We start from the raw sequence: 20,101 nt of genomic DNA on the forward strand, positions 1-20,101 counted from the left end.
TCAGAAATGAGCAGCTTTTTTTGTTGGGGCATATTCACAAAAAAACCCTTACTTTTCAGCAAGGGCTTGTCTTAATACTAAAATCTTAATACAAAATATACTAGTATCTGTAATACTCCGGTTTATACGGTCCTTCAACAGCTACACCAATGTAAGCTGCTTGTTCGTTATTCAACGTTTCCAATTCAACGCCCAATTTAGCTAAATGCAAAGCCGCCACTTTTTCATCTAAATGTTTTGGTAACATATATACTTCATTGTTATAAGCAGCAGCATTGGTAAACAATTCAATTTGAGCCAAGGTTTGGTTGGTAAATGAATTACTCATTACAAAACTTGGGTGACCTGTAGCACAACCTAAGTTTACCAAACGGCCTTCAGCTAAAATAATGATATCGTTACCTTTGATGGTATATTTATCAACTTGTGGTTTGATTTCAATTTTAGAAGCACCATGGTTTTCGTTCAACCAAGCCATGTCAATTTCGTTGTCAAAGTGACCAATATTACAAACGATAGTTTTGTCTTTCATTTGTTCAAAATGTTTTCCAACAACAATATCTTTATTACCGGTTGTAGTAATTACAATATCCGCCGTTTTGATAACCGTATCTAATTTTTTAACCTCAAAACCATCCATGGCCGCTTGAAGAGCACAAATTGGATCAATTTCTGTAACAGTTACAATCGAACCCGCACCTCTAAACGAAGCTGCTGTTCCTTTTCCAACGTCACCATAACCACAAACGATTACTCTTTTTCCGGCTAGCATAATGTCTGTTGCACGACGAACCGCATCAACAGCCGATTCTTTACATCCGTATTTGTTGTCAAATTTCGATTTAGTAACCGAATCGTTAACGTTGATAGCAGGAATGTGTAAAGTTCCGTTTTTCATTCTTTCATATAAACGGTGAACTCCTGTAGTTGTTTCTTCAGAAAGTCCTTTGATTCCAGGGATAAGCTCAGGATATTTATCAAAAACCATATTGGTTAAATCACCACCATCATCTAAAATCATATTTAGTGGTTGTCTGTCTTCACCAAAAAATAAGGTTTGCTCGATACACCAATCAAAATCAACTTCATTTAAACCTTTCCAAGCATACACTTGAATTCCGGCAGCAGCAATAGCAGCAGCAGCATGGTCTTGTGTTGAAAAAATATTACATGAACTCCAAGTAACCTCTGCACCTAAAGCGATTAACGTTTCAATTAAAACAGCAGTTTGAATGGTCATGTGTAAACATCCCGCTATACGAGCTCCTTTTAAAGGTTGGCTGTCTCCGTATTCTTCACGAAGAGCCATTAGACCCGGCATTTCTGCTTCGGCCAATTCAATTTCTTTTCTTCCCCAAGCGGCTAATGAAATGTCTTTCACTTTGAACGCTACAAATGGCAATGTTTGTGTACTCATCTATAAATTAGTTATATTAGCTAAAAATTTTTGCAAACTTACGGAATTAGCTACTATTTTAAAAAGCTTTTGCCATTTTTTGTGATTTGTTTAGTTTGCTAAAGTTTTGAAATACAAATTGATATTGCATTTTTATTATGCCTTTTTTTCAAAAAATTGTTGTTGACGCTTTTACCAATGTTTATGTTTGGAAGATTTCTGAATCGTTTGACGAGTTGTTTCGAGCAGTTTCGTTAAAAGATATTTCGTTGACTCGATTAGAAACTATGAAATCAGAAAGCCATAAAAAAGGGTTTTTAGCCGTAAGAATGTTGTTGCAACACGCCGGTTATACCGATTATGATTTGTATTATGATGCATTTGGAAAACCCAATTTAAAAGATGGTACTCACATTTCCATATCGCATTCTTTTGAATTTTCTACTATAATATTGTCAAATAAAAATTGCGGTATCGATTTGGAATTGCGTCGTGATTTGATAAAAAAGATAGCTCGTAAATTTGCCGAAGAACCTTTTGTCTATCACTGTGATGAAAATTCATCAGATTATGTAAGCAAACTTACTGTTATTTGGGGCGTGAAAGAGGCGGTTTTTAAAGTGAGAAACGAAGTGGGAATTAGTTTCAAAGACCATATTTTTGTGAGTCCTTTTGAAATGGAGGCTCAAAACACTACCGCTTTATTGGACTTTAACGAACTAAAAATTCCTTTTGAGGTGTATTTTACAGAAATTGAAAACTATACGTTAGTTTGGCTATGGGAAAAAGAACTATGAAAAACTACTACCAAGAAATAGTTCATGCCAAAAGCGACAACAGAAAATTAATTGCAATACTCTTAGATCCTGATAAAATAGTGTTGAATAATTTGCCAACGCTTATTGAGAAAATCCAACTTTCACCGGCAACACATGTTTTTGTGGGCGGGAGTAGCGTTTCCAATCAAATTATGGATGTATTGATTCAAAGGTTAAAAGAAAAAGTAACACTACCCATCGTTTTATTTCCCGGAAATCCATCACAAATTTCTGAGCATGCTGATGCTATTTTGTTCTTGAGTTTAATTTCCGGAAGAAATTCCGATTATTTAATCGACCATCAAGTGAATGCAATTCCGATTTTAGAAAAAACGGATTTAGAAATCATTTCAACGGGTTATATTTTGATTGAAAGTGGGAGTGAAACAGCTGTGGAACGAGTGAGCAAAACCAAGCCATTAGACAGAAATAACAGTGATTATGTTTGTCAAACTGCCGTAGCCGGAGCCTACTTAGGAAACAAACTCATTTATTTAGAAGCCGGTAGCGGAGCAAAATTAGCCGTTCCTTTGGAAATGATTCGGAAAGTAGCGGATGCTATTTCAGTTCCTTTGCTTGTTGGTGGCGGCATTAGAAGTCACAAGGAAATTAAAGAGGCCTTTGATAACGGAGCAGATTTGGTGGTGATTGGAACTGCTTTTGAAAACAATCCTAATTTTTTCCATCATGATTGAGTTTTTATTCTCACAATATAACGACTATTCAACCACTGCTATCATTCTTGAAATAGTGGGTGTTTTGTTTGGTTTAGCTAGTGTTTGGTTTGCCAAAAAAGACAATATCCTGGTTTTTCCAACGGGAATTGTTAGTACCACCATTTTTATTTATTTGTTGTGGCAATGGGAACTTTTAGGGGATTTGATAATCAATTGTTATTATTCCATCATGAGTGTATACGGTTGGTACCATTGGTCACGTAAAAAAGGAGATGAAATTCAATTTCCAATTGCGTCAATTTCAAGAATAGAAAAAATTTGGAGCTGCGTTATCTTTGTTTTAACAATCATTGCAGTGGTAGTTATCTACGATTTTTTTGATAAATTTACAACTTGGTACAGTTATGTTGACACATTAACCACCGGATTATTTTTTGTTGGTATGTGGCTCATGGCTAAACGAAAAATAGAACATTGGATTTTTTGGATTATAGGTGATGTAATTTCAGTTCCATTGTATTTTTCAAAAGGATATACCTTTACCAGTATCCAATATTTAATTTTCACAATTATTGCCATTTTTGGCTATATCGAATGGAAGAAGCACTTAAACAAGAACCAACAAAAATTATAAAAATTGCTTTATACGGACCGGAAAGTACCGGAAAAACAACGTTAGCAAAACAGTTGGCAAAACACTATACAACCACTTGGATTCCGGAATTTGCTCGTGATTATTTACAGCAAAAATGGGACAGTTCAAAGCAAATTTGTACAGAAGACGATTTGTTACCGATTGCCGTTGGTCAAATTAAATTGGAAAATGAAGCGTTGCATTCGGCAAATCAAGTTTTATTTGTGGATACTACTTTATTAGTTACTAAAGTGTTTTCCGATTTGTATTATGGCAAAACAGGAGCAGTTTTAGAACAAGCAGCAAAAGAACATACCTATGACCTTTTTTTACTTACAGATGTTGATGTGCCTTGGCAAAAAGATGATTTGAGAGATAGTCCTGAAAATAGGGAACAAACGCTGCAACAATTTGAAAAAGCGTTAATCGATTTGAAAAAGCCATATATAAAAGTCTCAGGGGCAAAAGAAGCGAGATTGAATAAAGCCATTGCCATTATAGACGAATTAAAACAAGCAAAAGAATTTGGATTTACTTCTACTGACTTTGTTCAACTCTACTACCATACTGTTTCCGTTTCAAAGATTATCAAGCAAGTTGCTTTTTTGAAAGAGGGGATTCCTCATGCAGCATTGAATAGAGTTGCAAAAATTGGCGATGGTATTGAAACACTTTCTGCAGAAGGAGCCAATTATTTTTCAAATTTATTTGACTCCAAAAAAGAACATTTAAAACTCAAAAAGTTTGTTCCAGCTTCAGGAGCCGCCAGTAGAATGTTTAAATTTTTATTGGAATTTTTACAAGATTTCAATCCGGAAACAGAGAGTATCAATGCCTATATCAATAGAAAAAAAGCAAGAAATGTGACGCTTTTTTTAATTGGAATGGAGAAATTTCCGTTTTATAAGGAAATTTTAAAAGCGACCAAAAACAAGTATCCGGAATATAGTCAATGGTCAAAAGACAAGAAAGATTATGCTTTTATTAAAACGATGTTGTCAGAAAGCGACTTTAATTTTTCCAACAAACCAAAAGGGATTTTGCCTTTTCATCACTATCCAACCCATATTGCAACGCCCATAGAAGAACATCTCATTGAAGCTTCTATATATGGCAGTTCTAATTCAAAAGCCTATGTACATTTTACAATTTCAGAAGAACATCAAAAAGCCTTTGATGCAATTGTGGATAAAGTAAAACCTAAAATTGAAGACCAAAACGCAATTCGAATTAACGTCAATTATTCCTATCAAAATCAAGCTACTGATAGTCTTGCTTTTGACATGAATAATAATCCGTTTCGGGATGAAAATGGCAATTTGATTTTCAGACCCGGTGGTCATGGAGCTTTATTGGAAAATTTAAATCAAATTGATGCTGATTTGGTATTCATCAAAAACATTGATAATATCATCCAAAATCACGTAGCTACTATAGCTTTGTACAAAAAAGCATTAGCCGGAGTTTTGCTGGAAAAACAACAAAAAGTATTTCACTACCTGCGAGAATTAGACGCTCATCAGCTTACTAAAGATACGATTTATGAAGTGGTAGAGTTTTTAGAAACACAATTCAATATAGAGGTAAGTGATGATTTCGCAATGTTTACCAAACAAAGTAAAATAGATTACCTTCATAAATTGCTCAACCGACCTATTCGTGTTTGCGGAATGGTAAAAAATGAAGGGGAACCCGGCGGCGGTCCTTTTTGGGTAACCAACAATAAAGGACAGGTTTTTTTACAAATTGTAGAAACCTCACAAATTGATACTGCGGATGCACATCAAGCCAAAATTCTTGAAAATGCCACCCATTTTAATCCGGTTGATTTGGTTTGTGGTATTCGAAATTACAAAGGTTCGCGATTTGATTTGATGCAATTTGTAGATTATAACAGCGGATTTATTGTTTATAAAAATAAAGGCGGCAAAGATTTAAAAGCCTATGAATTACCCGGATTGTGGAATGGCGGCATGGCAAAATGGCTAACTGTTTTTGTGGAAGTGCCCCTAATTACTTTTAATCCCGTAAAGACGGTAAATGATTTATTAAAAGCCCCTCATCAACCGCAATAATGGATAGTGAAAAAATCATAACGGAATTGACTTTTAAAGCGGTCAGAAGTAGTGGAGCCGGAGGACAAAACGTAAATAAAGTTTCCTCAAAAGTGGTGCTTTCCTTCGATTTGCAAGCGTCCAAATGTTTAACAGATGAAGAGAAAACGCTGCTTTCAGAAAAATTAAAAACAAAACTCACTTCAGATGCTGTTTTAATTTTGAATTGTGACGAAGACAGAAGCCAACTGAAAAACAAAGAAATTGTAATCAAACGATTTTTAAAATTACTTAAAAACGCTTTGATTGTTCCTAAAAAAAGAAAACCTACTAAAATTCCACGTTCCGTAATAGAAAAGCGAATCAAAGAAAAACGAACGACTTCGGAGATTAAGCAAAACAGAAAAAGACCGGATGTTTAGTAGGGAGTTTAGAGTTAGGAGTGCCCATTACCTTTTACCTTTGATATTGATTTTTGCAATTGAAATTGATTTTTGCAATTGAAATTGATTTTTGACATTGCCATTATAATTCTTTTACTACCTTTGCCCCGTCTCAAAGGGGTGCTCTAAAAAACGAGCTGAGATTATACCCAACGAACCTGGAACAGGTAATGCTGTTTAGGGATTAGACAAAAGAACAAAAGTGCACGTTTGTTTTGCTGTCAAGAGTATCAATTTTAATTTTTAACCAAGAATAATTACCCCTTTTATTCGTATATTTTTACGAATGAAAACTTTATTCAATTATCACCAAAATGGCTCGAAGTCGCTTAGCAGGTATTGCTTAGCAGGCTTACTTTTCTATTCTTTTTCCGGATTTTCGCAAGAAACCGTTGTTGACACCATCAAAGCAAAAGAAATTTCATTAGATGAGGTTTTGGTTGGTGCAGTTCGTGTAACCGCACAAACACCGGTAACCTTTTCCAATCTGACCAAAAAAGAATTTCAATCGCGAAACCTCGGACAAGATATTCCGATAATGATGAATTATCTTCCGTCAGTAGTCACCACAACCGATGCAGGAGCCGGAGTAGGTTATACCGGAATTCGGGTGCGTGGTTCTGATGCTACACGTGTCAATGTGACTATCAACGGAATTCCTTACAATGATTCTGAAAGTCAAGGTACATTTTGGGTAAACATGCCCGACTTTGCCAGTTCGACTGAGAGTTTGCAATTGCAACGCGGTGTTGGAACTTCAACTAATGGAGCAGGAGCTTTTGGTGCCAGCTTGAATATTTTAACAGATTCCTATGCTCAGGAAGCTAGTGGAGAAATTTCCAACTCTTTCGGGAGTTTTAACACCAGGAAACATACTTTAAAATTCAGTACCGGAATGATGAATGACAAATTTGAGATTGCCGGAAGGTTATCCACTATTTATTCTGATGGCTACATTGACAGAGCTTTTTCTGATTTGAAATCCTATTTTCTGCAAGGTACTTATGTTGGCGAAACCACATTAATTAAAGGATTGGTTTTTGGAGGCAATCAAAAAACCTATCAAGCTTGGTATGGTTTAGAAGACCCGGAATTGCTACAAAAAAACAGAACCTTTAATGTTGCGGGAATGTATTTTGATGAAGAAGGCAAGATGAAATTCTATGATAATGAAACGGATAACTACCAACAAGATCATTACCAATTGCATTGGAATGAGCGATGGAATGAAAACTGGAGCACCAATCTGGCGTTTCATTATACCATGGGGAAAGGTTATTTTGAACAATACAAAGAGGATGAAGATTTTGCCGATTATGGTTTAAGTCCGATAACACTTGGCGGAGAAACCATCGATGTAACTGATTTAATTCGTCGTCGATGGCTGGACAATAATTTTTATGGGACTACTTTTTCGGCCAATTATAAAAAAGAAAAAGTAGATTTAATTTTAGGAGGAGGCATCAACAACTATGAAGGTGCTCACTTTGGTGAAATCATTTGGGCACGTTATGCCTCGCAAAGCGAAATTAGAGACCGCTACTATGATGATTTTTCAACAAAAAGAGACATCAATTTATTTTCTAAGCTAAATTATCAAGTAACGGAAAAATGGCGTTTGTTTGGTGATGTTCAATACCGAAATGTAAATTTCACAGCCAATGGTGCTGATACGGGAATTGTTGATGATACGTTCCATTTTTTTAACCCAAAAGCGGGTGTTACTTATACGTTAAATCAAAAAAACAACTTTTACTTATCCTATGCACAAGCCAACAGAGAGCCGAATCGTAATGATTATGAAAACGGCAATCCAAGACCCGAGCAATTGCATGATGTTGAATTAGGATGGCGACATGTGACGGAAAAAACCCAATTGAATGTGAATGGTTATTTTATGAAATACAAAGATCAATTGGTGTTGACGGGCGAATTAAATGATGTGGGAGCTCCAATTCGAGCAAATAGTGGCGATAGTTACAGAATTGGATTAGAGGTGGATGCCACACTGAAATTAACTGAAAAATGGTTTTTGCAACCTAATGTCACTTTAAGTCAAAACAAAAACCAAGATTTTGTTTTTCAACGTGATGGCGTTTTAGAAAATTTAGGCACTACTAACATTGCCTTTTCACCCAACTTTATTGCCGCGAATCGATTGACCTTTATACCAATAAAAAATTTACAGCTTTCTTTCTTATCTAAATTTGTTGGAGAACAATATATGGGTAATATCGATGCGGAAAGTTCAAAATTAGACAGTTACTTTGTGAACGATTTGAATATTTCTTATGAAATCACATTTAATAAAGTATTCAAATCGATGCGATTTAATGCTCTTGTGAATAATATTTTTGATTTGAAATATGAAAGCAATGGATATTTTTACACCTATGACGATGATTTTTCAAACCCCGGAACGATTTCAACTATAGAAGGAGCCGGATTTTATCCGCAAGCGGGAATTAACTTTTTGATTGGTTTGACCTTGCTGTTTTAACAATAGACTATTGAAAACCCTGATCTTGAAATCAGGGTTTTTTGTTAATTATAAACTCTTATAATATTTCCTAATACTTCCACGCGGTATCTTTTTAAAGGATATTGCAACGCTCCTAGACCGGTGAACAAACTGTATTCCTCATTATCACACGGACAAACGGCATTGATGCCATTGATGGTCATCGTAGAGCAGGATGTCAAAGGTTGGTTTGGACAACCTGCATCAAAAGCATTAAATACTCCATTGCCGGCGTTAAAAACAATAATGCCATTCACACCAACGCCCGGTTGTGTAATTAAAACGCCATTACTCACAAATTGTAACTGACTGTATAAAGGAAGATTCATGTTTACATCAAACGAAAAACTATAATTGGGCAAATACGGATTGTTGTTGTTAAACCCGTCGCTGTCACAATTTAAAAGAGTGAAACTAAAAATAAGTACTAAAATTGCTTTTCTCATTTTAAAAATTGGTTAAAGGAAATGAAAACAAATTTAATTTAATTAACTTTGTATTGTTCGAAGGAACGAAAAAAATTAAAATAAAATTAAAAATACTATCTTTGTAGAGAGAAATCCCGTGCAAGTGGGATTTTTTCTATTTATATAAACGAATATATTATGAGTACAGTATCTTATTATACCGCAGAAGGATTAAAAAAATTAAAAGACGAGTTAGAACATCTAAAACATGTGGAACGTCCTAAAGCATCTCTAGCTATTGCAGAAGCTCGTGATAAAGGTGATTTGTCTGAAAATGCAGAATATGATGCAGCAAAAGAAGCTCAAGGTTTGTTAGAAATGCGAATTTCTAAAATGGAAGAAATATATGCTAACGCCAGATTGATTGATGAGTCACAATTGGACTTAACAAAAGCATTGGTGCTGTCTAACGTAAAAATTAAAAACCAAGCCAACGGCATGGAGATGAAATATACCTTAGTGGCAGAAAGTGAAGCCGATCTAAAAACCGGAAAAATTTCTGTTACTTCTCCTATTGGTAAAGGTTTGTTGGGCAAATCAGTTGGTGATGTAGCCGAAATTACAGTGCCAAATGGTGTCTTAAAATTTGAAATTTTAGAAGTTTCAAGAGATTAAATAGGGAACCATGGCGAGCATTTTCACCAAAATAATCAACGGCGAGATTCCATCTTATAAAATAGCAGAAAATGAAAATTTTATTGCTTTTTTGGATGTTAATCCCAATGCCATTGGTCATACACTTTGTGTGCCTAAACAAGAAATCAACAAGCTTTTTGAAATGGAAGAAGACCATTATTTGGCTTTACTGCAATTTTCAAGAACTATTGCTCTTGCTTTGGAAAAAGCAATTCCGTGTAAGCGAATTGGTTTAGCTGTTGTCGGTTTGGAAGTGCCACACGTTCATGTGCATTTAATTCCGCTACAAGAAATGGATGATATGCGATTTCAGCGGAAAGTGACTTTGAGTGAAGAAGAATTTGAAGCTACGGTTTTAAAAATCCAAAATCAATTATAAAAAATATCCCGATAAACTCGGGATTTTTTTATGTCTTCTTAAAACTAACCAACATCGTTGTCCCTTTGCCAATATCCGAATGTTGTACTCTGATTTTTCCTTTGTGGTATTCTTCAACAATGCGTTTGGTTAAGGAAAGCCCTAAACCCCAGCCGCGTTTTTTGGTGGTATAACCGGGTTCAAAAATCTTTTTGAATTGGTTTTTCGGAATTCCTTTCCCGGAATCAGAAATATAGATATTCACTTCTTTCTCAATTTCAATTATATTCACATCCAAAACACCTTTGCCCTTCATAGCATCCACCGAGTTTTTGATGAGGTTTTCAATAGTCCAACTGTGAAGAGCGGGATTTAATAAAACCATTATTTCTTTATCAGGTGCTGAAAATGAAAATTCAACTTGCTTTGAAAAACGGGATTGTAAATAGTCAAAAGAATTTTTGGTTTCTGCAATAATGTCTTTTTGTTCCAAAACGGGTTCCGATCCCACTTTTGAAAATCGATCTGTAATGGTTTGCAGGCGAAGGATGTCTTTTTCAATTTCAGCAATTATCGTTTCATCATAATTATTTGCTTTCATGATTTCCAGCCAACCAATTAATGACGATAAAGGAGTGCCAATCTGATGAGCTGTTTCTTTAGCCATTCCGGCCCAAAGTTTGTTTTGCGTTGCAATTTTTGAAGTTTTATAAAAATTGAAAATGAGCAAAGCAAATAGCAAGATAATTAATAATAACGCTATCGGATAATATTTTAACTTACTGATTAATGGTGAATTTCCATAATATAAATTGTTGTATTTGTTTTCATCATACTCAATTTTAATAGGCCTATTTTCAGCTTTAAAAGATTGTATCAAGGCGGCTGATTTTTTAGGGTCATTTAAAAGCAAAGAATCAATATTTCTTCCGTCAATAATACTGTCGTTGGCATTTGTTAAGATTAAAGGAATACTGGTGTTGTTGTTTAATAAAACCAGGGTCAGTTCAATGTCGGTATTACTATCAGCATTATTCAACGATTTTTGTGCTTCTGCCCAAAGTTCCATTTTCATACGTTCGTCTTCTTTAAAGATTTGAAAAAAAGAATAGGTATTCCAAAGTATCAAAGTAATGATTACGAAGGAAAAGAAAATAAGTAGCCAACGGGTGATATTACGACTTTCGGAAAATTGCATTTCAAAATATTTAGGTTAAATGTAGTAAATCTTGATTGAATTGAAAAAATCAAATTAATTTAGGGTCAATTTAGTACTTTTGTATAAACTGTAAATTACTATGATTAGTATAACTCCTGAGTCTATTTCACCTGTTCAATTGCAAGGGTATTTGCAAAGCTCTGTGGGTCCGCGACCTATTGCTTTTGCGAGTACTATTGACAAAAATGGCGTTCCCAATTTGTCGCCTTTTAGTTTTTTTAACGTGTTCAGTTCTAATCCACCAATATTAATTTTTTCTCCTGCTCGAAGAGTTCGCGATAATACTATAAAACACACGTTGATTAATTGTGAATCCACTAAAGAAGTTGTGATTAATGTCGTGAATTATGATATCGTACAACAAATGTCACTTTCCAGTACAGAATATCCCGATGGAGTGAATGAGTTTTTGAAATCAGGATTAACCATGTTGCCTTCCGATAATGTAAAACCGTTTCGGGTAGCGGAAAGCCCGGTTCAATTTGAATGCAAAGTAAACGATATCATTTCTTTAGGGACAGAAGGGGGAGCCGGAAATTTAATAATTTGTCAGGTTGTAAAATTGCATATTTCGGAAACCATTTTAGATAAAAATGGAGCCATTGATCAAACCAAGATTGATTTGGTTTCCAGAATGGGCGGCAATTGGTATTCGCGTTCCAATCAAGGTTTGTTTGAAATACCAAAACCTTTGGCAACACTAGGTATTGGAGTTGATGCCATTCCCGATTTTATTAAAAAAAGCCCTGTTTTTGACGGCAATGATTTAGGCATGTTAGGAAATGTAGAAAGTTTGCCAACTGAACAAGAAATTGATATATTTGTACAAGAAAATATTCAGGTAAAAGGTGTTTTGAGTTCCGCTGATGAAATGAAAGTACATCACAAAGCCAAAGACTATTTGAACAATCAAGACGCAGTTGCAGCTTGGAAAATTTTATTAGCCAAACGAGTTTAATTAAAAGCCAATAATAACATTAAAATTTAAAAAGTATGGAAGTTACAGGAAAAATCAAATTGATTAATGCAGAACAACAAGTTAGTGCAACATTCAAAAAAAGAGAATTAGTAGTTACTACTGATGAACAATATCCACAGCATATTTTAATTGAGTTTACTCAAGATAAATGTGATTTATTAAATTCCTATAAAGTGGGTGAAGCTGTTAAAGTTTCTATCAATTTAAGAGGTAGAGAATGGATTAATCCACAAGGTGAAGCAAAATATTTTAATGCAATTCAAGGATGGCGAGTAGAACGCTTACAAGCAGAAGCACCGGCCGCTTCAATGCCTCCAATGCCTGCTGCAGAAGCTTTTGAACCGGCGACTAACTTTAACGAAGAAGAGCACGACGATTTACCTTTCTAGTTAGAGCATTGAAAAGTAAAAAATCATTCTAAATAGCAAACTGAGTTATGCGTTTAGAATGATTTTTGGTTTTTAACTAGTTTGTTCTTTTTCTTTTTTGTTGTTTCTTCTCATTACATTCTATTTTTTTAAACCATGTATTTTTTAAGTAAAGAATTATACTTTCCACCTGCCTCAGAAGCTTCTTTTGAGGGGATTTTGGCTGTTGGTGGTGATTTGAGTACCGAAAGATTGCTTTTGGCCTACAGAAATGGTATTTTTCCTTGGTTTGAAATCGATGAACCAATACTTTGGTGGTGTCCACCGCAACGAATGGTGGTAAACCCTTCCGGATATAAAATAGCAAAAAGTTTGAGGAACATTTTGAATAGAAAAATCTTTGAAGTGACATTCAATCAAAACTTTTCGAAAGTAATTCAGCATTGCCAATCAATCAAAAGAAACGGCCAAAACGGTACTTGGATCACCGATTCCATGATTGAAGCCTATCTGAAATTACATGAAATGGGAGTTGCCAAATCGGTTGAAGTTTGGCAAGATAATGAATTAGTTGGCGGACTTTATGGTGTAGATTTAGGCACTATTTTTTGTGGCGAAAGCATGTTCAGTAAAGTGCCAAATGCGAGCAAAGTGGCTTTTGTTTCACTTATTCAACAATTGAAAGAAGCCAATTATCATTTGTTAGATTGTCAAGTGCACAACGATCATTTGGAAAAACTAGGTGCTTTTGAAATTTCAAGAGCTAATTATCTTAAGATTTTGAAAGCCTCACTTTAATTTCGTTTCCAACAACTTACTACATGATCATTTACCATTCCTGTAGCTTGCATGTGAGCATACATGGTGGTTGGTCCGATAAATTTAAAGGCACGCTTTTTTAAATCTTTACTTATTTTTTCGGCTAATGGTGTAAATGCGGGAACTTCGCTTAAAGCGGTATATTGGTTCATGATTGGTTTTCCGTCAACATAACCCCAAATAAAATTGGAAAACGAACCAAATTCTTCTTGAATTTTTATAAATGCTTTTGCATTGGCAATTGCTGATTTTATTTTTAATGTGTTTCTGATGATTCCGGCATCTTTCATTAATTCTTGCACTTCATAGTCGCCAAAATGAGCTACTTGTTTGTAATCAAAATCAAGAAAAGCTTTTCTGAAATTCTCTCTTTTTTTTAAAATTAAATGCCAACTTACTCCGGCTTGAAACGTTTCTAAGATTAAAAACTCAAATAATTTATGATCATCAAAAACAGGATTTCCCCATTCTTCATCGTGGTATTTACGATATAAATCATCTTTTTCGCACCAAGCACATCTGTTTTTACTAGCTGTCATTGTTTTTGATTTAAAAGGGTTTTTACATACAACTCTTCCACTTTTTTTCTTGCCCAATCGGTTTTACGCAAAAAAGTTAGACTTGATTTTACAGAAGGGTTTTCTGTAAAGCATTTGATTTTTATTTTTTCGCCAAGAACATCAAATCCATAAAATTCAACCAAATATTCAACAATGGATTGCAATGTTTTGCCATGAAGCAGATTGTCGTTTTGCATGGTAAATTGTATTAATAAAACCCGAGCATATTCCTGTTTTCAAAATCGGATTCAATTTTGCCAAATGAAGCTCGAACGCGTTTTTTGTGTATTGATTCATCTATCATTTCTATCATTAACGAAGGGATAAGTTCATCATCCACCAATTGTTTTTGAATAGGACTAAAATAAGCTTTTGGGTTACACTTGTTGTTTTTATCTAAAACAAAAGCTATACAAAGCAATTTCTCAGTTTGCATGTTATAATAGTTATTGTCATCTTCTTTTGAAGGAATCATTTTATAAAACCAATAGCCAATTTCTTTGTTTTCAAATTCCAGAGTTTTTTTCTCTAAAAACACTAATTCCTCTTTTTTTGCATTCACTTTATCCAAATGAATTATTGCGGCTTCAATCAATTGCTCATCGGTAATACTTTCCAGAATTTGAAATTCTTTTGCATCATACAACATTTGATAAGAAGCAAATAGTGTTTGTTTATTTGAAAGTAAATTTTCAACGAATTGTTTGTCAATTGTTGTTTTGTTTTTTAGTTCTATGTTTAGTATTTCCAACTGAATCGGTTCTATATTTAAAGCAACAATTTTAGAAATTAGAGCTTCAAAATCTTTTTCTTTTTTGAAAGGATAAATCAATTGAATGTATTTTTTTAAATCGCCACTAACCGATTCCGAATCATCATACATTTCATCATCGCTGGTTTTTTTAGATTTCCAACCCGCCACTCTTTTGTATTCTAATTTGGCATTGGTTAAAATCATTTTTTTATATGATTTTAATTTTTTAGGTTGTATCATGTTTTTGTTCAACAAAGCTGCACAAAAAGAAATAACGGGTTCGTGATATTCAGGAATGCTATAAAATTGAAAGATATCGGGAAACAAAACCTGACTGTTTTCCAAGTCTTTTTGAAACAATCCCATCAAGTTAATGATTTCAAATTTATTGGTTGATAATGGCAAATCATGAACTAAAAGTTCAAGAATTTTTTCATAAGCCTTTTTTGACTTTTGATGTGCCAAACCTTTTAAAATCGAAAGTTGTAATTGTGTACTAATTTCGTCTCTCTTATAATTTTTCTCTAAAAAGGTGATAACCGCAGGATCTTTTAAATGACCTATTTTTTCATAAAGAGCGGCCAAAGTTTCAACTTCATCCGTATTAAATTCAAACTGATTTATGAATTCTTGTAATGTGTTTATTTCTTCTTTTTGAATTTTAAGAAAGGCAATCGATTTTAATGCCGAATAGCGAATGCTGTCATGTGGACTCTTGGCATCTTCAATAAAATCTTTGAGTTTGGGTTCATACAATGAATGTTGAAAAACGGTATCTGTTGGTGAAAATGACTGATATACTTTTTCAATAAACGGATCGTCATTTTGATAGTTTTTTGGAACAATTGTTTTGAGTTGGTAGGTAATACCATCTTTAAAAATGGCTTTTAATTTTATTGCTTGTTGCGACGTTGCTTTTGAAATCAGAGCGTCATAGGTTATTTGACCTGATTCAGTATTCTTGTCTGTGTTTTCAGAAATAATGGTTAATTGTGAAGCTTTCTTTTTTGAATTATAACCCAAACCCAATTCGGTTTCCCATTTTGAATTGAAATAGGCAACATCATTCGAATCATAAAAACCCCATTCCTCATCTTCATAAAAATCTTCCATTACGATTTCGTTTTCACCAAATCCCAAGTCATTATTTTTTTGAAATATTTTTTTAAATTGAAACAAAGTAGAGTCGGCATTTTTTTCAAATTCATATTTATGAAATTTGTAATAATCTAAATTAATGGTTTTTCCACTGGCCGATTTTATAGCAACACTATTGGATTGGCTTTTAAAATGATTTGTTTTTTTTCCTTTTTTATTTGTTGCTTTTTTGTGGTTTTTTAGAAATAAAATTTCATTTTGTTTCTTTGGAATTTCAACTTGAAAGTGACCCGTACTGTCATTTAAAACTTCAAATTCTTCAGAGATTGTTAGAGGTTTAAATTCAAAAGAGTTTAAAAATTGCGTTGCTTTTTTCGGACTTGCGTTCACCGCTCCCAAAAGATAATAGCTACTTCCATTTAACAAAGTTTTGAGCTGAATAGGTTGTTCGTATAAAATGGATTTTGAATGATAGCTTTTTTCCGATTTTGCCACTTCGCTAAAATCTTCCGTTGCGTCATATTGGGTATAAAATTCTTCTTGAATTCGCTTCAATTCATAGGCCGTTTCTTCAAGAACGGACTTGTCATTTAAATGTCTTTCAATAATAAAGTAATAGGCGTTTTCTTCTTTGTCAAAGGCATAAATTTCAATGTCTTCATGTTTTGCTTGGTTGTTTTGGTTGCCATAAATAATGTGATAATCAGGAATTGAAACTTCAAAAGCCCCCTTTTTAGGAACTATGTTTTGCCATTGGTTAGTTGCGTTGCGTAATTTGATTTTTGAAAAAACCTCATTTTCATATTGATTCACATAATCACCGTTTCCAATCATGTTAATGCTGATAATTTCTAACGGTGTGACATAGAAGCGATACCTTTGATCGTTTCCTGTTTTGGTTCGGTTTTTAATGTCGTATGCCACAAAGTTTTTGTCTTCAAAAAACTTTTTCTCGATGATATTTCCAGGAATATTTTCGTAGAATAAACTATCAAGCGATGTATGCGAGATATGCTGTTTCTTCTTTTTTAAGAAATTCAATAATAGCGAACGTTTAACATTTATATAGCCGCCATTAGCCAAATCCGGACTGTTATAGTCTTCTTTTGAAGGAATTATCATGGAGTACATTGGAAGCGATAAAAAACCATCATTAGAAACTTTTGTTTCCATGAAAGGGTTTGTAAAATATTTATCGATTTGTTTTTTTATCGTTTTTCCTTTTTCAGTATAATTGTCAAAAACGGGAGTTACAGTATAACCTTTGCTGCGAAGCATTTCGATGACCCCTTTTTTTCCGGGTAAATGAGCGGCACCAATAGCAGCAAATAAACTTCCTTTTTTTACAATTGAGTCAATGCTTCTCACCATATTGTAATTTCTTTTATAAAGCATTCCTTCTAAAAAAGGTTCTGGTGATGAAAGTGTCAATAAAGAATCAATCATATCCAAATCTTTATCTCTGTAAAAATCGGAGAGTGCTTCTTCAAAAGTTTTGTTTCTGAGAATACGGGTTATCTTTTGGATATTCTCCTCTTTTGGCATGGCGTCATCATAATCAATATTCATGACCAACATCATTGATTCTTTGGCATCCTCCAAACCAATAGTTTTTTTGTTGTATTTTTTGCCGGTTTGATAAATGAACATGTCCAAATAGGTTTCTTCCTGAAAATCTTTTCCGTGTTCGTTGGTTCTGAATAATAAATTATCCATCGTGTAATTTTGAGCACGAAACAATTCTATTAAACCTCTTTTGTCTAGTGGTTTTAAATAAAATTGTTGGTAAAATTTAGTGTAATAATTGTAATTTTCATTTGGTAAAAGATCATAAAGTTCTGACCAACTGCTAGGTTCGCTTTCGTTTGCTACATAATCAGATTCCAGCAAATGTTTGAAAAAAGCATCCGATAAATGATAGGATATCTTTTCACTTACATGCATAGAGCCATATAAATAGGAGTTTTTAGTGACACCGTTACCGGAAATTTCCCAAAGTAAACTTTGGTATTTTTTGGATTGTGCCGTTACTATAAAGGGTACAATTAAAAGCAGGAAGATTATTTTTTTCAAAACATTTTATTTTTTAGAGCTAATTTCAAATATAAAAGAAATAGGTAATATAAATGAAAATTATATCATAAAATTATTTTAAAGAAATTGGAGTTGATTTTAGTTTTAGAAGTTATATAAAATAAAAAAACCCCAATAAAATTGAGGTTTTGTATATGGAATTTGAATCGAGTTTAGGATTATGCTATCCTAAAGCAACTCTTTTGAAACCTGTAATTTCAACGTTGAATCCTTTTACGTAATCACCAACTTTTTTACTGTCATCTTTGATGAAGTTTTGATCTAGTAAAGCTTTTTCTTGATCTAAAGTTGTGTTGTCAGAAATGAAACGTTGGATTTTTCCCGGAATGATTTTATCCCAAATTTGCTCTGGTTTACCTTCTGCTTTTAATTCAGCTTTAGCATCTTCTTCAGCTTGTTTGATAACTTCTTCAGTTAATTGAGAGAAAGAAATATACTTAGGAACATTTTTTAATGTTTTTCCTAAACGTTTTGCTTCTTCATTTTCTTTTTCGATTATAGCAATACGAGCAGCAAGTTCAGAAGCAACGAAAGCAGGGTCAAAATCTTTGTAAGATAATGTATCAGCTCCCATTGAAGCAACTTGCATAGAGATGTCTTTAGTTAAAACGTCACCATTAGAAATTGGTTCAGAAATTGCAGTTAATGCAGCAATTTTATTAACGTGAACATAAGATCCAACGAAAGCACCTTCTAAAATTTCAAAACCACCGATTTCGATTTTTTCACCGATAACTCCAGTTTGCTCGATTAATTTTTCGGCAACAGTAATTCCGTTGAAATCTGACGCTAAAAATTCTTCTTTAGAAGAGAAGTTGATAGCTTTTTCAACTAATTGTTTAGCTAAAGTTACAAAAGTTTCATTTTTACCTACGAAATCTGTTTCGCAGTTTAAAGTAATGATAGCTCCTTTAGTTTTGTCAGCATTTACAAAAGAAACAGCAGCTCCTTCACTTGACTCACGGTCAGAACGGTTAGCAGCAACTTTTTGCCCTTTTTCTCTAAGGATTTGTATAGCTTTATCGAAATCTCCCTCAGCTTCAACCAAAGCTTTTTTACAGTCCATCATTCCGGCACCTGTAGTTTGTCTTAATTTATTTACGTCTGCAGCAGTAATTGTTGCCATTTTGTATCTATTTTTAAGTTTTTAATTTTTTGTAAAAAAACAAATTCCAATATTCAAATTCCAAATTCCAATTTTAATAAATCATCAATTTTGAGAGAGACAATTTTTTGGAACTTGGAATTTTTCCTATCGGAATTTAAATTATTTATTCTTCTGAAGTTGTTTTAGCTTCTTCTGCTTCCACTGCTGGAGCAGCTTCTGTTGCTGCTACTACTTCTTCTACTGTTTCTTCAGTTACAACTGCGTCAGCATCTTTTTCAGATCCTCTTTCAGAATGACCTTCAATGATAGCACCGGTTACTAAAGATAAGATTTTGTCAATTGATTTAGAAGCATCATCATTTGCAGGAATTACATAATCCACTTCACGAGGATCTGAATTAGTATCAACCATTGCAAAAACTGGAATGTTTAATTTTTGAGCTTCTTTTACTGCGATGTGTTCCGCTTTGATATCTACTACAAATAATGCAGCAGGTAATCTAGACATGTCAGCGATAGAACCTAAGTTCTTCTCTAGTTTAGCACGAAGACGATCTACTTGAAGTCTTTCTTTTTTAGAAAGTGTATTAAAAGTGCCATCTTTCTTCATTCTATCAATAGAAGCCATTTTTTTAACAGCTTTACGGATAGTCACGAAGTTAGTAAGCATACCACCAGGCCATCTTTCCGTGATATACGGCATGTTCGCTGCAGCAGCTTTCTCGGCTACGATATCTTTTGCTTGTTTTTTGGTAGCTACGAAAAGTACTTTTCTACCGGAAGCTGCAATTTTTTTCAAGGCTTCGTTAGCCTCTTCAATTTTAGCAGCAGTTTTATATAGGTTAATGATATGAATACCATTACGTTCCATATAAATGTAAGGAGCCATGTTTGGGTCCCATTTACGAGTCATGTGTCCAAAATGAACACCAGCCTCTAGTAAGTCTTTAACTTCAACTTTGTTTGCCATTTTTGTACTAGTTTACGTTCTGTTGATTAGCAATAATGTAGTAGCGATTACTCTGGTCTTCATTATTTAGATGCTAAACTAATTTTCCGATCGCATCGGAATAATAACAACAATAACTTTTTTAATAA

Annotated in this window: 19 protein-coding genes; 11 read left to right on the top strand and 8 right to left on the bottom strand. The window is 33.9% G+C overall.

Translation table 11 applies throughout. The annotated features are described in order from the left end of the window. Nucleotides 1–100: 100 nt before the first annotated feature. Nucleotides 101–1,417, bottom strand: a complete 1,317-nt coding sequence (ahcY, locus tag IEV15_RS03425; RefSeq protein ID WP_188361106.1) for an adenosylhomocysteinase — start codon at nt 1,415–1,417, stop codon at nt 101–103. Nucleotides 1,418–1,554: 137 nt separating this feature from the next. Here ahcY and IEV15_RS03430 point away from each other — a divergent pair, with 137 nt between their 5' ends. The 6 genes from IEV15_RS03430 to IEV15_RS03455 all read left to right on the top strand — a co-directional run bounded on the left by IEV15_RS03430 (nt 1,555) and on the right by IEV15_RS03455 (nt 8,522). Then, nucleotides 1,555–2,193, top strand: a complete 639-nt coding sequence (locus IEV15_RS03430; RefSeq protein ID WP_188361107.1) for a 4'-phosphopantetheinyl transferase family protein — start codon at nt 1,555–1,557, stop codon at nt 2,191–2,193. Beyond that, a complete protein-coding gene (locus IEV15_RS03435) occupies nt 2,190–2,909 on the top strand; it encodes a phosphoglycerol geranylgeranyltransferase (RefSeq protein ID WP_188361108.1) in 720 nt (239 codons plus the stop codon). The genes IEV15_RS03430 and IEV15_RS03435 overlap by 4 nt, the downstream gene beginning before the upstream one ends. Next, complete coding sequence (pnuC, locus tag IEV15_RS03440) at nt 2,902–3,525, top strand: nicotinamide riboside transporter PnuC (RefSeq protein ID WP_188361109.1); 624 nt, start codon at nt 2,902–2,904, stop codon at nt 3,523–3,525. The genes IEV15_RS03435 and pnuC overlap by 8 nt, the downstream gene beginning before the upstream one ends. Further along, nucleotides 3,486–5,600, top strand: a complete 2,115-nt coding sequence (locus IEV15_RS03445) for a DUF4301 family protein (RefSeq protein WP_188361110.1) — start codon at nt 3,486–3,488, stop codon at nt 5,598–5,600. Before pnuC ends, IEV15_RS03445 begins: the two co-directional genes overlap by 40 nt. Next, a complete protein-coding gene (gene arfB / locus IEV15_RS03450; protein ID WP_188361111.1) occupies nt 5,600–6,001 on the top strand; it encodes an alternative ribosome rescue aminoacyl-tRNA hydrolase ArfB in 402 nt (133 codons plus the stop codon). Before IEV15_RS03445 ends, arfB begins: the two co-directional genes overlap by 1 nt. A 307-nt stretch (nt 6,002–6,308) precedes the next feature. Next, nucleotides 6,309–8,522, top strand: a complete 2,214-nt coding sequence (locus tag IEV15_RS03455) for a TonB-dependent receptor (protein ID WP_188361112.1) — start codon at nt 6,309–6,311, stop codon at nt 8,520–8,522. 44 nt (nt 8,523–8,566) lie between these two features. On the opposite strand, the gene IEV15_RS03460 is transcribed toward IEV15_RS03455, so the two are convergent. Continuing rightward, the gene (locus IEV15_RS03460; RefSeq protein ID WP_188361113.1) at nt 8,567–8,989 is read right to left on the bottom strand and encodes a Rieske (2Fe-2S) protein; all 423 of its coding nucleotides are present in this window, start codon (nt 8,987–8,989) and stop codon (nt 8,567–8,569) included. Between the two features lie 159 nt (nt 8,990–9,148). Between IEV15_RS03460 and greA the strand changes: the two genes are divergently transcribed. Both greA and IEV15_RS03470 read left to right on the top strand, forming a co-directional pair. After that, entirely contained in the window at nt 9,149–9,625 is a 477-nt protein-coding gene (greA, locus tag IEV15_RS03465) for a transcription elongation factor GreA (protein ID WP_188361114.1), read from the top strand. A 10-nt stretch (nt 9,626–9,635) separates the two neighbouring features. After that, nucleotides 9,636–10,025 (top strand): HIT family protein, encoded by a 390-nt coding sequence (locus tag IEV15_RS03470; RefSeq protein WP_188361115.1) that lies wholly within the window; start codon nt 9,636–9,638, stop codon nt 10,023–10,025. A 28-nt stretch (nt 10,026–10,053) separates the two neighbouring features. Here IEV15_RS03470 and IEV15_RS03475 read toward each other — a convergent pair whose 3' ends face one another. Then, nucleotides 10,054–11,202 carry a sensor histidine kinase gene (locus tag IEV15_RS03475; protein ID WP_188361116.1) on the bottom strand — a complete coding sequence of 383 codons (1,149 nt, stop codon included), beginning with the start codon at nt 11,200–11,202 and terminating at the stop codon, nt 10,054–10,056. Between the two features lie 100 nt (nt 11,203–11,302). On the opposite strand from IEV15_RS03475, the gene IEV15_RS03480 reads away from it, so the two are divergent. From IEV15_RS03480 to aat, 3 genes are all read left to right on the top strand, one after another. Beyond that, nucleotides 11,303–12,181, top strand: a complete 879-nt coding sequence (locus IEV15_RS03480) for a flavin reductase family protein (RefSeq protein ID WP_188361117.1) — start codon at nt 11,303–11,305, stop codon at nt 12,179–12,181. 35 nt (nt 12,182–12,216) lie between these two features. Then, nucleotides 12,217–12,591, top strand: a complete 375-nt coding sequence (locus tag IEV15_RS03485; RefSeq protein WP_188361118.1) for a DUF3127 domain-containing protein — start codon at nt 12,217–12,219, stop codon at nt 12,589–12,591. A 135-nt stretch (nt 12,592–12,726) separates the two neighbouring features. Further along, nucleotides 12,727–13,368 (top strand): leucyl/phenylalanyl-tRNA--protein transferase, encoded by a 642-nt coding sequence (aat, locus tag IEV15_RS03490; protein ID WP_188361119.1) that lies wholly within the window; start codon nt 12,727–12,729, stop codon nt 13,366–13,368. On the opposite strand, the gene IEV15_RS03495 is transcribed toward aat, so the two are convergent. The 5 genes from IEV15_RS03495 to rpsB form a co-directional block, all read right to left on the bottom strand. Then, nucleotides 13,365–13,928 carry a DNA-3-methyladenine glycosylase I gene (locus tag IEV15_RS03495; protein WP_188361120.1) on the bottom strand — a complete coding sequence of 188 codons (564 nt, stop codon included), beginning with the start codon at nt 13,926–13,928 and terminating at the stop codon, nt 13,365–13,367. The genes aat and IEV15_RS03495 overlap by 4 nt on opposite strands. Then, entirely contained in the window at nt 13,925–14,146 is a 222-nt protein-coding gene (locus IEV15_RS03500) for a VF530 family protein (protein WP_188361121.1), read from the bottom strand. Before IEV15_RS03500 ends, IEV15_RS03495 begins: the two co-directional genes overlap by 4 nt. A gap of 11 nt (nt 14,147–14,157) precedes the next feature. Then, nucleotides 14,158–17,874, bottom strand: a complete 3,717-nt coding sequence (locus tag IEV15_RS03505; RefSeq protein WP_188361122.1) for a TraB/GumN family protein — start codon at nt 17,872–17,874, stop codon at nt 14,158–14,160. Nucleotides 17,875–18,058: 184 nt separating this feature from the next. After that, nucleotides 18,059–19,021: a translation elongation factor Ts gene (gene tsf, locus IEV15_RS03510; protein ID WP_188361123.1), complete on the bottom strand. Its 963-nt coding sequence runs from the start codon at nt 19,019–19,021 to the stop codon at nt 18,059–18,061. Nucleotides 19,022–19,166: 145 nt separating this feature from the next. Continuing rightward, nucleotides 19,167–19,973, bottom strand: coding sequence for a 30S ribosomal protein S2 (rpsB, locus tag IEV15_RS03515; RefSeq protein ID WP_188361124.1), 807 nt, complete (start codon nt 19,971–19,973; stop codon nt 19,167–19,169). Nucleotides 19,974–20,101: the final 128 nt, after the last annotated feature.

Source organism: Flavobacterium orientale, assembly GCF_014638005.1.
In the GTDB taxonomy this organism is placed as follows: domain Bacteria; phylum Bacteroidota; class Bacteroidia; order Flavobacteriales; family Flavobacteriaceae; genus Flavobacterium; species Flavobacterium orientale.

Coding starts and splice junctions, on each gene's coding strand:
- IEV15_RS03500 (WP_188361121.1), bottom strand. CDS start 14,146: ATGCAAAACGACAATCTGCTTCATGGCAAAACATTGCAATCCATTGTT.
- aat (WP_188361119.1), top strand. CDS start 12,727: ATGTATTTTTTAAGTAAAGAATTATACTTTCCACCTGCCTCAGAAGCT.
- IEV15_RS03445 (WP_188361110.1), top strand. CDS start 3,486: ATGGAAGAAGCACTTAAACAAGAACCAACAAAAATTATAAAAATTGCT.
- IEV15_RS03470 (WP_188361115.1), top strand. CDS start 9,636: ATGGCGAGCATTTTCACCAAAATAATCAACGGCGAGATTCCATCTTAT.
- IEV15_RS03430 (WP_188361107.1), top strand. CDS start 1,555: ATGCCTTTTTTTCAAAAAATTGTTGTTGACGCTTTTACCAATGTTTAT.
- IEV15_RS03480 (WP_188361117.1), top strand. CDS start 11,303: ATGATTAGTATAACTCCTGAGTCTATTTCACCTGTTCAATTGCAAGGG.
- rpsB (WP_188361124.1), bottom strand. CDS start 19,973: ATGGCAAACAAAGTTGAAGTTAAAGACTTACTAGAGGCTGGTGTTCAT.
- ahcY (WP_188361106.1), bottom strand. CDS start 1,417: ATGAGTACACAAACATTGCCATTTGTAGCGTTCAAAGTGAAAGACATT.
- arfB (WP_188361111.1), top strand. CDS start 5,600: ATGGATAGTGAAAAAATCATAACGGAATTGACTTTTAAAGCGGTCAGA.
- IEV15_RS03455 (WP_188361112.1), top strand. CDS start 6,309: ATGAAAACTTTATTCAATTATCACCAAAATGGCTCGAAGTCGCTTAGC.
- IEV15_RS03485 (WP_188361118.1), top strand. CDS start 12,217: ATGGAAGTTACAGGAAAAATCAAATTGATTAATGCAGAACAACAAGTT.
- pnuC (WP_188361109.1), top strand. CDS start 2,902: ATGATTGAGTTTTTATTCTCACAATATAACGACTATTCAACCACTGCT.
- IEV15_RS03460 (WP_188361113.1), bottom strand. CDS start 8,989: ATGAGAAAAGCAATTTTAGTACTTATTTTTAGTTTCACTCTTTTAAAT.
- IEV15_RS03475 (WP_188361116.1), bottom strand. CDS start 11,202: ATGCAATTTTCCGAAAGTCGTAATATCACCCGTTGGCTACTTATTTTC.
- IEV15_RS03435 (WP_188361108.1), top strand. CDS start 2,190: ATGAAAAACTACTACCAAGAAATAGTTCATGCCAAAAGCGACAACAGA.
- tsf (WP_188361123.1), bottom strand. CDS start 19,021: ATGGCAACAATTACTGCTGCAGACGTAAATAAATTAAGACAAACTACA.
- greA (WP_188361114.1), top strand. CDS start 9,149: ATGAGTACAGTATCTTATTATACCGCAGAAGGATTAAAAAAATTAAAA.
- IEV15_RS03495 (WP_188361120.1), bottom strand. CDS start 13,928: ATGACAGCTAGTAAAAACAGATGTGCTTGGTGCGAAAAAGATGATTTA.